The sequence below is a fragment of the Nocardia sp. NPDC060259 genome, from assembly GCF_042728775.1.
Classification (GTDB): domain Bacteria; phylum Actinomycetota; class Actinomycetes; order Mycobacteriales; family Mycobacteriaceae; genus Nocardia.
Genome location: NZ_JBHXAY010000080.1, coordinates 21,210 through 34,299, shown reverse-complemented (window position 1 = coordinate 34,299; position 13,090 = coordinate 21,210). Strand labels below are relative to the sequence as shown.

15 protein-coding genes and 1 pseudogene are annotated in these 13,090 nt (G+C 67.9%); 5 read left to right on the top strand and 11 right to left on the bottom strand.

Annotated features, from left to right (window positions below; genetic code table 11):
* Positions 1-189: pseudogene (locus ACFWF2_RS24690) on the top strand (acetaldehyde dehydrogenase (acetylating)); the annotation flags it as partial.
* 12 nt (positions 190-201) lie between these two features.
* The gene (dmpG, locus tag ACFWF2_RS24685) at positions 202-1,257 is read left to right on the top strand and encodes a 4-hydroxy-2-oxovalerate aldolase (RefSeq protein WP_379309817.1); all 1,056 of its coding nucleotides are present in this window, start codon (positions 202-204) and stop codon (positions 1,255-1,257) included.
* Between the two features lie 91 nt (positions 1,258-1,348).
* Here dmpG and ACFWF2_RS24680 read toward each other — a convergent pair whose 3' ends face one another.
* A complete protein-coding gene (locus tag ACFWF2_RS24680) occupies positions 1,349-1,978 on the bottom strand; it encodes a transglutaminase family protein (protein WP_379309816.1) in 630 nt (209 codons plus the stop codon).
* A 138-nt stretch (positions 1,979-2,116) separates the two neighbouring features.
* Between ACFWF2_RS24680 and ACFWF2_RS24675 the strand changes: the two genes are divergently transcribed.
* Entirely contained in the window at positions 2,117-2,938 is an 822-nt protein-coding gene (locus ACFWF2_RS24675; protein WP_379309818.1) for a GNAT family N-acetyltransferase, read from the top strand.
* 1 nt (position 2,939) lies between these two features.
* Here the strand turns inward: ACFWF2_RS24675 and ACFWF2_RS24670 are convergent, their stop codons facing one another.
* The 5 genes from ACFWF2_RS24670 to hsaA form a co-directional block, all read right to left on the bottom strand.
* Positions 2,940-3,485 carry a YdeI family protein gene (locus ACFWF2_RS24670; RefSeq protein ID WP_379309815.1) on the bottom strand — a complete coding sequence of 182 codons (546 nt, stop codon included), beginning with the start codon at positions 3,483-3,485 and terminating at the stop codon, positions 2,940-2,942.
* Positions 3,486-3,585: 100 nt separating this feature from the next.
* Entirely contained in the window at positions 3,586-4,161 is a 576-nt protein-coding gene (hsaB, locus tag ACFWF2_RS24665; RefSeq protein WP_379309814.1) for a 3-hydroxy-9,10-secoandrosta-1,3,5(10)-triene-9,17-dione monooxygenase reductase subunit, read from the bottom strand.
* A gap of 18 nt (positions 4,162-4,179) precedes the next feature.
* Positions 4,180-5,085 (bottom strand): iron-dependent extradiol dioxygenase HsaC, encoded by a 906-nt coding sequence (gene hsaC / locus ACFWF2_RS24660; RefSeq protein ID WP_379309813.1) that lies wholly within the window; start codon positions 5,083-5,085, stop codon positions 4,180-4,182.
* On the bottom strand, positions 5,082-5,954 hold the full coding sequence (gene hsaD / locus ACFWF2_RS24655) for a 4,5:9,10-diseco-3-hydroxy-5,9,17-trioxoandrosta-1(10),2-diene-4-oate hydrolase (protein WP_218716592.1): 873 nt from the start codon (positions 5,952-5,954) through the stop codon (positions 5,082-5,084). The genes hsaC and hsaD overlap by 4 nt, the downstream gene beginning before the upstream one ends.
* Before the next feature lie 3 nt (positions 5,955-5,957).
* On the bottom strand, positions 5,958-7,121 hold the full coding sequence (gene hsaA, locus ACFWF2_RS24650) for a 3-hydroxy-9,10-secoandrosta-1,3,5(10)-triene-9,17-dione monooxygenase oxygenase subunit (protein ID WP_379309812.1): 1,164 nt from the start codon (positions 7,119-7,121) through the stop codon (positions 5,958-5,960).
* Positions 7,122-7,315: 194 nt separating this feature from the next.
* On the opposite strand from hsaA, the gene ACFWF2_RS24645 reads away from it, so the two are divergent.
* Together ACFWF2_RS24645 and ACFWF2_RS24640 are read left to right on the top strand one after the other, a co-directional pair.
* Positions 7,316-8,494 carry a Rieske 2Fe-2S domain-containing protein gene (locus tag ACFWF2_RS24645; protein ID WP_379309811.1) on the top strand — a complete coding sequence of 393 codons (1,179 nt, stop codon included), beginning with the start codon at positions 7,316-7,318 and terminating at the stop codon, positions 8,492-8,494.
* Positions 8,495-8,496: 2 nt separating this feature from the next.
* Positions 8,497-8,829 (top strand): hypothetical protein, encoded by a 333-nt coding sequence (locus tag ACFWF2_RS24640; RefSeq protein ID WP_379309810.1) that lies wholly within the window; start codon positions 8,497-8,499, stop codon positions 8,827-8,829.
* On the opposite strand, the gene ACFWF2_RS24635 is transcribed toward ACFWF2_RS24640, so the two are convergent.
* The 5 genes from ACFWF2_RS24635 to ACFWF2_RS24615 form a co-directional block, all read right to left on the bottom strand.
* Positions 8,830-9,579 carry a DUF427 domain-containing protein gene (locus ACFWF2_RS24635; protein ID WP_379309809.1) on the bottom strand — a complete coding sequence of 250 codons (750 nt, stop codon included), beginning with the start codon at positions 9,577-9,579 and terminating at the stop codon, positions 8,830-8,832.
* A 95-nt stretch (positions 9,580-9,674) separates the two neighbouring features.
* Entirely contained in the window at positions 9,675-10,931 is a 1,257-nt protein-coding gene (locus ACFWF2_RS24630; protein ID WP_379309808.1) for an MFS transporter, read from the bottom strand.
* Between the two features lie 90 nt (positions 10,932-11,021).
* A complete protein-coding gene (locus tag ACFWF2_RS24625) occupies positions 11,022-11,474 on the bottom strand; it encodes a MarR family winged helix-turn-helix transcriptional regulator (RefSeq protein ID WP_379309807.1) in 453 nt (150 codons plus the stop codon).
* A 257-nt stretch (positions 11,475-11,731) separates the two neighbouring features.
* Positions 11,732-12,784: an acyl-CoA dehydrogenase family protein gene (locus ACFWF2_RS24620; RefSeq protein ID WP_379309806.1), complete on the bottom strand. Its 1,053-nt coding sequence runs from the start codon at positions 12,782-12,784 to the stop codon at positions 11,732-11,734.
* Complete coding sequence (locus ACFWF2_RS24615) at positions 12,771-13,085, bottom strand: hypothetical protein (protein WP_379309805.1); 315 nt, start codon at positions 13,083-13,085, stop codon at positions 12,771-12,773. The genes ACFWF2_RS24620 and ACFWF2_RS24615 overlap by 14 nt, the downstream gene beginning before the upstream one ends.
* Positions 13,086-13,090 lie beyond the last annotated feature (5 nt).

Here is a 13,090-nt window from a genome sequence, read left to right as displayed (position 1 = left end):
CTCAACGATCCCCAGTTCGACGACCCGTCGGTGATCTCCGGTGGCATGGCGAAGGTGTCGATCTTCGTCGAGGTCGAGGGCGCCGGTGACTTCCTGCCCCCGTACGCGGGCAATCTCGACATCATGACCGCCGCCGCCACCCGCGTGGGTGACGTGCTGGCCGACCAGATCATCTCCGCTCGGGTGTAAGGAGTTTCGACCATGAGCAATATCCTGAAGCCCTTCTCGGGCGAACTCGATGTGCGTGTCACCGACACCTCGCTGCGCGACGGCTCACATCACAAGCGCCACCAGTTCACCGTGGACGAGGTGCGTAACATCGTTGCCGCCCTCGACGGTTCGGGCGTCCCGGTCATCGAGGTGACCCACGGCGACGGCCTCGGTGGTTCCTCGTTCAACTACGGGTTCTCGAAAACCCCTGAGCAGGAACTGATCAAGGCCGCGGCCGAGACCGCCAAGCAGGCCAAGATCGCCTTCCTCATGCTGCCTGGCGTCGGCGTCAAGGAAGACATCAAGATCTCCCAGGACAACGGCGCGTCCATCTGCCGTATCGCCACCCACTGCACCGAGGCCGATGTCTCGATCCAGCACTTCGGTCTCGCGCGCGAACTCGGCCTGGAGACCGTCGGCTTCCTGATGATGGCCCACTCCACCACGCCGGAGAACCTGGCCAAGCAGGCCCGCATCATGGCCGACGCGGGCTGCCAGTGCGTCTACGTCGTCGACTCCGCGGGCGCCCTCGTCCTCGAGCAGGTGTCGGACCGCGTCTCGGCCCTGGTCGCCGAACTCGGCGACGACGCCCAGGTGGGCTTCCACGGCCACGAGAACCTCGGCCTCGCCGTGGCGAACTCGGTCTACGCCGTGCGCGCCGGCGCCACCCAGATCGACGGCTCGGCTCGCCGCTTCGGCGCGGGCGCGGGCAACCTGCCGGTCGAAGCCTTCATCGGCGTCTGCGACAAGCTCGGTATCAAGACCGGCGTCGACTTCTTCGCCGTCACCGACGCCGCCGAAGACGTCGTCCGCCCGGCCATGCCGTCGGAATGCCTCCTCGACCGCCAGGCCCTGATGATGGGCTACGCGGGCGTCTACTCCAGCTTCCTGCGCCACGCCGAACGCCAAGCCGAACGCTACGGTGTTTCCGCCGCCGAACTCCTCGTCCGCGCGGGTCGCCGCAAGCTCATCGGCGGCCAGGAAGACCAGCTCATCGACATCGCCCTGGAACTCCAGCGCGAAGCCTCGGTCACCACTTCGGCCTGACCAACCACCCCGAAACGGCGTGACCCGAACCCTCGGGCCACGCCGTTTCGGCGTATCAGGGCAACTTTGTTCCGCCGTCGGCGCGTAGGCCTCAGGGCGCTGTCGCCGTGGTGTGAGCGTCGTCCAAGCTGGTCGGGAGGCCGGTGTCGTAGATCGACAGGATGTCCGTTGTGCTGCTGAGGGCATGGACGACCGCGGGGGCGGGGGAGACCAGTAGCTGTGGGTAGTCGACCTCGCCGAGAGTGGGATCGACCGGCCATGCCAGTTGTTCGTCGGTCAGGGAGAACTCGGCCGTGACGCCTTCCTTGTTGCCCCGCGGGTCCTGGCGATGCCAGCCGCCGTCCAGGTACACGGCCACCAGGCCGTGGAGGACGTGGCTGTCGCCATGTGCGAAGCGCTGGTAGCACAGCGCGGTTGGGATGCCGCCGGCCCGTAGCAGGGCGGCGAGGAGATGGGATTTCGCGTAGCAGAGGCCGACTCGCTCTCGAAGCACCTCGCCGGCGGTCAAGGTCACCCGGCTGTCCTGAACGTCGTAGGAATGCCCTACTTCGTCCCGCACCCAGTGGAAGGCCGCACGGGCGAACTCGATGTCATCGGGCGCGCTTCGCCGCAGCTCATGGACGAGCGAGAGCACCGCACTGTCGTCGATTTGGACGATGGAGTCACCGCGTAGGTACGCCGTCGGATGCTGTGCCTGGGGCACGAAGGATTGGTTTGCCACACAGGACAATCTAATCTCCGCGGGAGCTTCGAAGGTCGGCAACAGCCGGTCGGACCGGCACTGTCGGAACCACCCGGGTTCGCGAAAATCGCTGGACAAGGGGGATATAAGTGGCTCATGAGCGAAGACGTGGGGACGTTGTTCTGTGGGGTCCGGCTGGCGGCTCGGGTCGAGCGGCTGGAGGTCGATGCCATTGCCGGGGCGACCCGGGTGGCGACGGGGCGGGGGTCGGGTGGGTTCGTGCGGGAGTTCGGGGGCGGGGCGGCGTGTTTCGCGGAGGTGGGGTCGCCGTTGAACAAGGTGGCGGGGGTCGGGTTCGGTGGGGTGCCGTCGGCGGGGGAGTGGGCTGAGGTGGAGGCCGCGTATGCGGCGGTGGGGGTGCCGGTGCAGGTGGAGCTGGCGCAGTTGGCGGATCCGCGGATCGGGGCGGAGTTGACCGGGCGGGGATATCGGTTGATGTCGTTCGAGAACGTGCTGGGGATGGAGTTGGCCGGGCGGCGGTGGGCGGGGCCCACGGAGGTCGAGGTGCGGCGGGACGAGGGGGACGGGCTCGATCGGTGGCTCGATGTCGTCGTCGACGGGTTCGCGCATCCGGATGACGAGGGTGTCCCGTCACATGAGGAGTTTCCGCGGCAAGCGCTCGCCGCGGTGATGCGAGATATGGCTGCCGCCAATGACACCTGTCGCTACCTCGCCTATCGGGACGGCGTGCCGGCCGGTGCGGCGAGCATGCGCACCGACGGCGGCGTCGCCGCGCTCGCGGGTGCCGCGACACTGACCGCGCATCGCAGGCACGGGGTGCAGACCGCACTGCTGTCGGCTCGCCTGACCGAGGCCGCGGCAGCGGGGTGCGACCTCGCGGTGATCACCACCCAGCCCGGCTCGAAGTCGCAGCAGAACGCGCAGGGCCGAGGGTTCTCGTTGCTCTACACCCGCGCGGTATTGGTCAAAGAGGTCTGAGCTACAAAGCATTGACAGCCTGGGCAACTCGCGTCGCACGGTCGGCCGGGGTCGTCGCCTTGAGGATCGGCAGGAACAGCCGGTATTGGTCGGACCGGCCGAGCGCGGCGTAGGCGGCTTGCGCCTCGGGTGCGTCGGCGAGCGCGGCGACGAGCTCGGCGGGCGTCTCGGCGGTGCGCTGACGTTCGTACGCACCCGCCCAGCGTCCATCGGCGACGGCTTCCTCGATGGACGCGAACCCGGCGGGCCGCATCCGCCCGGCCGCGATGAGCGCCTCGGCCTTGGCCACATTGACCTGCGACCACGGGCTGCGGGCCCGGCGCGGCGAGTAGCGCTGCAGGTAGTGATGGGCATCGAGGCCACGCCGATGGCTGTCGATCCAGCCGTAGCAGAGCGCGCCGTCGAGGGTCTCGGTGATCGTCACCGACGGTTCGGGGGCACCCTTCTTGGCGATCCGCACCCAGACCTCACCCGCGGAGTCGTGATGGGTGGCCAGCCACGATTCCCAGTCGCTCGCGTCGGCGCAGGTGATGTAGTCGATGGTCATACGAACCATGATCCGCCATAAAGTGCTCACCGAATGAGCACTTAAAAACGAAAGAAACGGGTGCGGCCGCGCATTGTGTGGGCGGCCGCACCCGTGGGACTCACAGCCAGGTGTCGAGGCTGGTGGTCGTGAGGAAATGGTCCAGATCCGCGCGCCAGGGCGCGGGGGTGGTCTTGTCGGGTTCGATGCCGGTGTACTGACCCCGGTAGAACAGCAGCGGACGACCGTTGGTGGTCGCCGATTCCGCGAGCGCCTGGACCCGCCCGATGACGATGTAGTGGTCACCGCCGTCGACGACGGAGTCGACGGTGCATTCGATGGTCGCCAGCGAATCGTCGAGCACCGGCACACCCAATTCCGAGGTGTGCCAAGAGACTCCGGCGAACTTGTCGGTCTCGCGCGAGCCGAAGCGCGCGCAGGTCGGCTGCTGTTCCTCGGCGAGCACGTTCACGCAGAACTTGCCCGCCGCCTCGATCGCCGCCCAGGAGCGCGACCCCTTGGTGGGGCAGAACAGCACCAGCGGCGGATCGAGGGAGAGGGCGGCGAAGGACTGGCAGGCGAAGCCGATCGGCTCACCCGCCGGATCGAGCGCGGTGATCACGGTGATGCCGGTGCAGAACTGCCCCAGCACATTACGGAATTGCCGGCCGTCGATCGCCGGTATCTGTTCGGTCATGTCCCTCGCCGCCATTTCCTATTGCTGCTTGAATCCGACGGTGAAGTCGTGACCCCACAGGCTGACCGCGGTCGATTCGCGGGCGATCCAGTCGTCGTCGTCGACTTCCAGTCCCTCACAGCCGAATTCGATGTCGAATCCGCCCGGAGTCTTCATGTAGAAGGACAGCATCTTGTCGTTGATGTGCCGGCCGAGGGTGGCCGACATCTTCACCTTCTTGCGGTAGGCGCGGTCCAGGCAGAGGCCGACGTCGTCGGAGTTCTCCACCTCGACCATGAGGTGCACGATGCCGGTCGGATTCGGCAGCGGCAGGAACGCCAGCGCGTGGTGGCGCGGGTTGCAGCCGTAGAAGCGCAGCCAGGCCGGGTCGCCGTCGGCGGGACGGCCGACCATCTGCGGTGGCAACCGCATGGAGTCGCGCAGCCGGAAGCCGAGGACGTCCTGGTAGAAGGCCTGCGCGGCGGCATCGTCGGTGCAGGTCAGCACCACGTGACCCAGACCCTGCTCGGCGGTGACGAACTTGTGGCCGTAAGGGCTGACGAAGCGGCGGCCCAGGTACTGCGCGCCGTAGAACGCCTCGAGGGTGTTCCCGGACGGATCCTGGAACCGGATCATGCCCTCGACGCGGCGCTCACCCAGCTCTTCCTTGGTGCCCTCGGTGAAGGCGACCCCGGCCTTGTCCAGGGTCTCCCGCAGCTGCTGCAGGCCGGGGCCATCGGTGACCTCCCAGCCAGAGACCAGCAGCCGGTCCTGCTCACCGGGGACGATCACCAGGCGTGCGGCGAAATCGTCCATGCGCAGATAGAGCGCGTCGGGGTTGAGCCCGGTGCCCTCCATCATGCCGAGCACCTTGAGGCCGTACTCGCGCCAGGCCGCCATGTCGGTGGCCTCGATGCGCATGTAGCCCAGAGCGCGGATACTCATTGCTTCTCCTCGAGGAAATCGACCGTGAGCCGGTTGAATTCGTCGAACTTCTCCAGCTGTGCCCAGTGCCCGCAGCCACCGAACACGTGCAGTTGCACGCGCGGGATGACCTTGGTCGCGACCAGCGCGCCGTCGAGCGGGTTCACCCGGTCTTCACGACCCCAGATGAGCAGCACCGGCTGACGCAGCTTGTACGCGTCACGCCACAGCATGCCCTTCTCGAAGTCGGCGCCTGCGAAGGACTTGCCCATCGCGCGGACGGCGGCCAGCGATTCGGGTGTGCTCGCCAGGGCGAACCGCTCGTCGATCAGTTCCTCGGTGATCAGCGACTGGTCGAAGACCATGATCCGCAGGAACTTCTCCAGGTTCTCCCTGGTCGGCGCGTAGCTGAACGCCGAGAGCAGCTTGACGCCCTCGGTCGGGTCGGGCGCGAACAGGTTGGTGCTCAGCCCGCCAGGGCCCATCAGCACGAGCTTGCCCGCGCGCTTGGGGTTGTCCAGGGCGAAGCGCACCGAGGTGCCGCCGCCGAGCGAGTTGCCCAGCAGGTGCACCCGCTCGGTGATCTGCAGGTGGTCCAGCAGCGCGAGCAGCGCGGTGGACGCGTGCACGAAGTACTGCGGGTGGTCGACCGGCTTGTCGGACTTGCCGAAACCGGGCTGGTCGAGCGCGATCACGTGGAAGTTCTCGGCCAGCACCGGAATGTTGCGGGCGAAGTTCGACCACGCCGAGGCGCCGGGCCCGCCGCCGTGCAACAGCACGATCGTGGGGCCGTTGCCGACGCCCGCCTCGTGGTAGTGCAGCTTCAGCTCGGGGGTGACCTGCGCGTAGCGGGAGGTCGATTCGTAGGTGATTTCAGCGGTCTGGGTCATCGGCTACACCATGGCGTCGGTGACGGGCAGGCCGAACTCGTGCGTGCCGTACATGACGTAGGCGCGCTCGGGATCGTTGGCCGCGTGCACGCGCCCGGCGTGCGCGTCACGCCAGAAGCGCTGCAGCGGAGTGCCGTTGGCCAGGGCGGTCGCGCCGGAGGACTCGAAGAGCTTGTCGATCGAGGCGATCACGCGACCGGTCGCGCGCACCTGGTCGCGACGGGCGCGCACGCGCAGATCGAACGGCACCTCCTCGCCCGCCACCAGCAGCGCGTACTCCTCGGCGACATTGCCCGAGAGCTGACGCCACGCGGCGTCGATGTCGCTGGCCGCCTCGGCGACGCGCACCTTGGCGAACGGATCGTCCTTGGCGTTCTCGCCGGCGAAGGCCGCGCGCACGCGCTTGCCCTGGTGCTCGACGTGCGCCTCGTAGGCGCCGTAGCCCATGCCGACGATCGGCGCGGAGATGGTGGTGGGGTGGACGGTGCCCCACGGCATCTTGTAGACGGCGTCGGTGTTCTGCTCGAGGCCGGGCGCGCGGCCCTCACTCATCGCGCGGAAGCTCAGGAAGCGGTGCGACGGGACGAAGACGTCCTCGACGACCACGGTGTTGGAGCCGGTGCCGCGCAGGCCGACGACGTTCCAGACGTCGTCGATGCGGTAGTCCGAGCGCGGGATCAGGAAGCTGCCGAAGTCGACCGGCTTGCCGTTCTTGATCACCGGGCCGCCGAGGACGGCCCAGGTGGCGTGGTCGGAACCCGAGGACCAGGCCCACGAGCCGCGCACGATGTAGCCACCGTCGACGGCCTGGCCCGCGCCCATCGGGGCGTAGGAGGACGAGATCCGCACATCGGTGTCCTCGCCCCAGACGTCTTCCTGGGCCTGCTGGTCGAACAGCGCGAGGTGCCAGTTGTGCACGCCGATGATGCCGGCCACCCAGCCGGTGGACCCGCAGGCGCTGGCGATCTTGCGCACGGTGTCGTAGAAGACGACCGGGTCGGCGGCGTGGCCGCCCCACTGCTTGGGCTGGAGCAGCCGGAAGAAGCCGGTCTCCTGCAGCGCCTTCATGGATTCGTCGGGAATGCGGCGCAGGTCCTCGGCCTCCTGCGCACGTTCACGCAGTGTCGGCAGCAGTGCCTCGACCCGTTCGGTCACTTCTTGCGTCATTTCGGAGCCCGCTCCTGCCTTGTCGGATCGACAACCGGTTCTTGTTCGACTCTGAGATTAGAACAGGTTCTCATTTCTGTCGAGAAGATCGCCCTACCTCGGATATAACAGGGGCGTGGAGCGAAGTTCGCTGGACAGCTGGCGTGAAGCGGCCTCGTTTTGTAACGTGTTCTAGTGAACAAGGAGGGTTCGGGATGGCAGTCAACCCCAAGGTGAGGGAACTCGATGTCGGCACAACGCCGACGAGGTTTGCGCGCGGCTGGCACTGTGTCGGCCTGGCCTCGACGTTCCGCGACGGCAAGCCGCACGCGATCGAGATCTTCGGGACCAAGCTCGTGGTGTGGACCGACACCAATGACGAGATCCGTGTGCTCGATGCCTACTGCAGGCATATGGGCGGCGACCTGAGCATGGGCACGGTCAAGGGCGACGACATCGCCTGCCCGTTCCACGACTGGCGCTGGGGCGCCAGCGGCAAATGCACGTCGATTCCCTACGCGCGCCGCGTTCCGCCGCTGGCCCGCACCAGGAAGTGGACAACGCTCGAACGCAACGGTCAGCTGTTCATCTGGCACGACCACGAGGGCAACGAGCCGCCCGCCGAGGTCACGATCCCGCACATCGAGGGCCCCTACACCGACACCGAGGGCAACCCCAGCGAGGATCATGACAGCGGCTGGACGTCGTGGACGTGGAACACGATGCGCATCGAGGGCTCCAACTGCCGCGAGATCATCGACAACGTCGTTGACATGGCGCACTTCTTCTACATCCACTATGCCTTCCCGACGTACTTCAAGAACGTCTTCGAGGGTCACGTGGCGACGCAGTTCCTCGAGACCAAGGGCCGTCCCGATATCGGCATGGCGGCCAAGTACGGCGGTGAGACGCTGCTGAAGTCGGAGGCGTCCTACTTCGGGCCGTCCTACATGATCAATCCGCTGGTCAACATCTACGGCGGGTACGAGATCAAGGTCGTGCTGATCAACTGCCACTACCCGGTCAGCCAGGACGAGTTCGTGCTCCAATACGGCCTGACCGTCGAGAAGCCCAAGGGCATCGACGACGCGACCGCGGAGAAGTTGGCGGCCTCGATGACCGAGTTCTTCGGCGACGGCTTCCTGCAGGACGTCGAGATCTGGAAGCACAAGTCCAAGGTCGAGAATCCGCTGCTCTGCGAGGAGGACGGCCCGGTCTACCAGCTGCGCCGCTGGTACGAGCAGTTCTACGTCGACGCCGCCGACGTCACCGAGAAGATGACCCAGCGCTTCGAGTTCGAGGTCGACACCACCAAGGCCAACCAGGCCTGGGAGGCCGAGGTGGCGGAGAACCTGCGCCGCAAGGCCGAGGCAGAAGCCGAAGCGGGCGTGTAACCATGTCCCCGACCTGGGCCAAGGCACCCGACTTCGCCGATCAGCCCGTGCGGCAGGCCGCGGTGCGGGCCCAGACCACGGTCGACAAACAGCGCTACCTGGACGACGGCCTGACACCGCTGCGGTGTCAGGCCTGCCAGGCCGAGGTGCTGGTGCGCAAGTCCAGCGCGCACCAGACCTCGGTGCAGTGGACCGAACGGCCGGACACACACTGCCCGGTCTTCGCCCAGCTCAGTGCGCACGGCGCGCGGCCGGGCAGGCCGGAATCGTGTCCGTCGCTGGAGAAGTCCATCAAATGGGCGGTCGACGAGGGCTTGCTCGACGTGCCCGAGTAGTCAGCTGAACGGGGTGTGTGGGCGGTCCTGGAGGACGCCGTCGAGGTAGATGTCGACCTTCTCGTTGTAGAAGCAGGCCAGGCCGGCGATCTTCTGGCTCTCCGGCAGCGGGGTGCGGTAGATCCACACGATGTCGGCGTGTTCGGTGCCGTCGACCTGGACGTTCCAGTAGTCGGCCGTGCCCTTGTACGGGCAGCTGGAGTGCGAGTCGGAGGCGGTCAGCAGGTCCATCCGGACATCGGGTAGCGGCAGGTAATACCGTGCGGGCAAGCCGGTTTCGAAGAGGATGCGCGGCGAGGACGAGTCGGCGACGGTGACGCCGTCGACCTCCACCCGCACATTGCGCGAACTGCCCAGGATGTCGACCCGGGAATACGGGTCACGGGGGTGGACGAAGATCGGTTCGTCCTCCTCGAACCAGTCGAAGGTCGCGAAGTCGAGGCGGACAGCGTCTTTCAGGTCCGGCAGCGGCGAGTCGAGGTAGCGCAATGCCGCACCTTCGGCGCGCAGGCCGCCGACCATGACGTCGTAGCCGGTGCCCTCGCCACGGCTGGGGGAGTGCTCGTCGACCCCGTTCGGTTCCAGATCCGCTCTGACATCGGTCAGCGGGATGTAGTAGGTCGGGTAGTAGGGGACCTCCCAGACCAAGAGGGGCCGCAGCGTGTCGGCCACCAGTCTGCCGTCGAGATAAGCCCGCACGCGCTTGTGTGCCGGCTCGACCCTGACCCGTCCGCGCTTGTCGTCGCTCATGTGCTCGACGCTACGCCGGGCCACCGACTTCTTCCCGAACGCGAGCCGCCCCCGCCGCTCGTGGCAGCAGGGGCGGCTTCGAGTCACCGGGCGGGTCAGTCGCCGACGGTGATGGCTTGTGCTTCCTCGATGCTGTGCGGGGCGGGGTCGTGGTCGTCGATGTGGGCCAGCGCGCCCCGGCCGAGGAACAGGACCGCGACCGCGGCGGCGGTGAAGGCGGCGCCGAGCCAGAACGGCAGTGAGACGCTGTGCTCACCGAGCTTGCCCGCCACCCACGGCGCCGCGGCGCCACCGGCGAACCGGACGAAGCTGTAGGCCGCCGAGGCGGTGGAGCGCTCGACCGGCGCGGAGATCATCACGGCCTCGGTGATCAGCGTGTTGTTCACGCCGAGGAACAGGCCGGCGATGACGACACCGACGATCAGCACGATCTTGTGCTCGGCGAACATGCCCATCACCGCCAGATCCGCGGCGAACAGGCCGAGCGAGAGCGCCATCATCGGCAGGGTGCCGAAGCGCGCCTGCAGTTTCGGTGCGAGGAACACCGAGGCCAGCGCGAGCAGGATGCCCCAGCCGCAGAAGATGAAGCCGATCGCGTAGGTGCCCATGTCCAGGGGGAACGGGGTGTAGGCGAGCAGGGTGAAGAAGCCGAAGTTGTACAGCAGCGCGGTGACGCTCACCGTCAGCAGGCCCTTGTGCCGCAATGCCTTGAACGGCGCGGTGATCGAGGTCGGCTTGGCCGGCTTGGGCATCTCGGGCAGCAGCACGACGATCGCGACGAAGGCGATGGCCATCAGCACCGACACACCGAAGAACGGACCGCGCCAGCTGATGCCGCCGAGCAGACCACCCAGCAGCGGGCCGGTCGCGATGCCGATGCCGAGCGCGGCCTCGTAGAGGATGATCGCCTTGGCGACGCCGCCGGTGGCCGCGCCGACGATGGTGGCCAGCGCCGTCGCGATGAACAGCGCGTTGCCGAGACCCCAGCCCGCGCGAAAGCCGATGATCTCGCCGATCGTGCTCGACATGCCTGCCAGCGCGGCGAACACCACGATGATCGCCAGGCCGGACAGCAGCGTCTTCTTCGCGCCGAAACGGCTGGAGATGACGCCGGTGATCAGCATGGCGACGCCGGTGACGGCCATGTAGCTGGTGAACAGCAGCGAGACCTGCGACGGACTCGCGTTCAGCTGTTCGCCGATCGGCTTGAGAATGGGATCGACCAGGCCGATGCCCATGAACGCGATCACGCTCGCGAAGGCGACGGCCCAGACGGCTTTGGGTTGCCCGGACGGGGTGGTGGCTGCGGCGGCGGTGTCGTCGTCGGCGCGAGTCAACTCGGGGATGCTCATGCCTCCGCCTCGCTGGCGCTCGGCTGCGGCATGCGCATCGCGCGCTGGCACATGATTCGCTCGCTGCGCTCGTTCATTGGCGCTCCTGCTTCACTGATGACCGCGGGCAACCGCACGCAGGGCTGTCAGCAGGTCGTTCATGTCGGTATCGAGCCGGATCAGCCGATCGAGATCGAAGTCGGCGAGTCCGGGAGCCACGGCGGCCGCGAAGGCGCGCCTTGCCTCGGTGAGGCGGGTCCGGCCCGCCGGGGTGAGCTCGACGAGAACCGCCCGCGAATCCTGCGGGTCCTTGGTGCGGGTGGCGAATCCGTCGGCGACGAGCCTGCCGATCAGCGCCGTTGCCGCCGGCTGGGAACATCGATCGATCCGGGCGAACTCGCTGACCCGCAGGCCGCCGTGCTCGTCGAGCACGGCGAGGGACCGCAGGATCGCGCGGGGCATGTCGTCGTTGCTGATCGCCCCGGCGAGCCGGGTGAGCCGACCGGCAGTGACCAACAGGTCGACCACGATGTCGTCCGGGGATGGCTGCTCTGTCTGCTGCACGTGGATATTATTGCATAAGCTAACTATCTAAAACGAGCCCGCTTGGTGGCCCGGGTCGGTGAGATGTCGCACAGCACGCCGAAGCCCCGGCCGCGCGTGGCGGCCGGGGCTTCGACGACGACCTGGCCAGATGCCGGTTCGGTCGAATACAACACACCACCGGCACGACAGGGTGGCAGCTTCGTCGGTAGCGCCGAGGCGCTGACCAGGTCGCGACAGCGCGCAGGCGGCCGATGCCGGGGTCGGTCGCGACGCTGCTAGGCGGCCGCGACCGGGCGAGGGCCGGTGCCGAACAGTTCGCTGGTGGCGTGGGCCCGCTTGAAGTACAGGTGGGCGTCGTGTTCCCAGGTGATGGCGATGCCGCCGTGCAACTGGATCGTCTCTGCGGCCACGTGCGAGAAGGCTTCGGTGCAGTGCTTGCGGGCGACGTAGACGTCCTCGGCGGTCGAGGCACTGTTCTCGGCCACGGCCTGCGCCGCCGCCAGCGCGGTCGATTCGGCCGACTCCACCAGCACGTACATATCGGCCATCCGGTGCTTGAGCGCCTGGAAACTGCCGATCGGCCTGCCGAACTGCACCCGCGAGGCCGTGTATTCGACGGTCATCTCCAGGCAGTGCCTGGCCGCGCCGACCTGCTCTGCTGCGAGGGCGGCCCAGGCGATCTCGCGCAGGCGGGTGCGCAGGGCGGCCGGGTCGCCGGTGCCGATCCGCGTCGCCGGGGCGTCGGTGAAGGTGATGACGGCCAGCTTGCGGGTGGGGTCGAGGCCCGGCGTCGGGGCGACGACGACGCCGGGCGCCTCGGCCGTTGTCTCGAACAGGCCGTCGTCGGTGAGCACGAGCAGCAGATCAGCCTGGGCGCCGTGCAGTACGTAATGCGCCGCGCCGTTGAGCGTCCCGTCGCTCGCGCGCACGCCCGCGGAGTCCCAGCCGGTGGCGTCGGCCCAGCACAGCGCCGCCGTGCGCGAGCCCTCGGCCAGGTCCGGCAGCAGCCGGGCGCAGGCCTGCTCGTCGCCCGAGAGCAGGATCGCCTGCACGCCGAGAACCGCGGAGCCGAGCATCGGTACCCCGGCCAGTGTCCGGCCCAATTCGCCCACCACCATCAGCGATTCGACCAGTCCGGCGCCCGCGCCGCCCCACTCCTCCGGCACCGCGAGCGCGGCCACCCCGACCTGCTCGCACAGCATGGTCCACAACTTCGGGTCGTACCCGAGGTCGGTATCCATGGCGGCGCGCAGCGCGGCGGGCGTGGCGTGCTTGGCCAGCAGGGCGCGGACGGAGGTGCGGAATTCGAGCAGTTCACTTGATGACATGGGTTTCCTCGGCAAAGTCGGTGATGGTCACCGCGTCGGTGGGTACAGGGGAGCGGCGGTGTCGATCGATGCAACGCCGGAGGCGCGAATCGTGGCCTTCGGCGGCGTTCGCGTGGCCGAGCCCGCTGCGTCGGCGACCGGCGGTGCGCCGGAGGTGCGGACCGTGGCCGGGCGGTGGCAGTCGATCCGCGCCCTCAGCGGTGGTCGCGTGCAACAGTGCGCTGCTGCGGCGATCGGCGGTGCGCCGAAGGCACGGATCGTGGTCCGGGTGGTGGCGGTCGACCCGCGCCTTCGGTGGCATCTGTG

Bases quoted from the DNA above. Each gene is read 5' to 3' on its own strand.
- hsaB (WP_379309814.1), bottom strand. From the start codon at position 4,161: ATGACCGAACAGATACCGGCGATCGACGGCCGGCAATTCCGTAATGTG.
- ACFWF2_RS24630 (WP_379309808.1), bottom strand. From the start codon at position 10,931: ATGAGCATCCCCGAGTTGACTCGCGCCGACGACGACACCGCCGCCGCA.
- hsaD (WP_218716592.1), bottom strand. From the start codon at position 5,954: ATGACCCAGACCGCTGAAATCACCTACGAATCGACCTCCCGCTACGCG.
- ACFWF2_RS24640 (WP_379309810.1), top strand. From the start codon at position 8,497: ATGTCCCCGACCTGGGCCAAGGCACCCGACTTCGCCGATCAGCCCGTG.
- hsaA (WP_379309812.1), bottom strand. From the start codon at position 7,121: ATGACGCAAGAAGTGACCGAACGGGTCGAGGCACTGCTGCCGACACTG.
- hsaC (WP_379309813.1), bottom strand. From the start codon at position 5,085: ATGAGTATCCGCGCTCTGGGCTACATGCGCATCGAGGCCACCGACATG.
- ACFWF2_RS24645 (WP_379309811.1), top strand. From the start codon at position 7,316: ATGGCAGTCAACCCCAAGGTGAGGGAACTCGATGTCGGCACAACGCCG.
- ACFWF2_RS24670 (WP_379309815.1), bottom strand. From the start codon at position 3,485: ATGACCATCGACTACATCACCTGCGCCGACGCGAGCGACTGGGAATCG.
- ACFWF2_RS24620 (WP_379309806.1), bottom strand. From the start codon at position 12,784: ATGTCATCAAGTGAACTGCTCGAATTCCGCACCTCCGTCCGCGCCCTG.
- dmpG (WP_379309817.1), top strand. From the start codon at position 202: ATGAGCAATATCCTGAAGCCCTTCTCGGGCGAACTCGATGTGCGTGTC.
- ACFWF2_RS24615 (WP_379309805.1), bottom strand. From the start codon at position 13,085: ATGCCACCGAAGGCGCGGGTCGACCGCCACCACCCGGACCACGATCCG.
- ACFWF2_RS24635 (WP_379309809.1), bottom strand. From the start codon at position 9,579: ATGAGCGACGACAAGCGCGGACGGGTCAGGGTCGAGCCGGCACACAAG.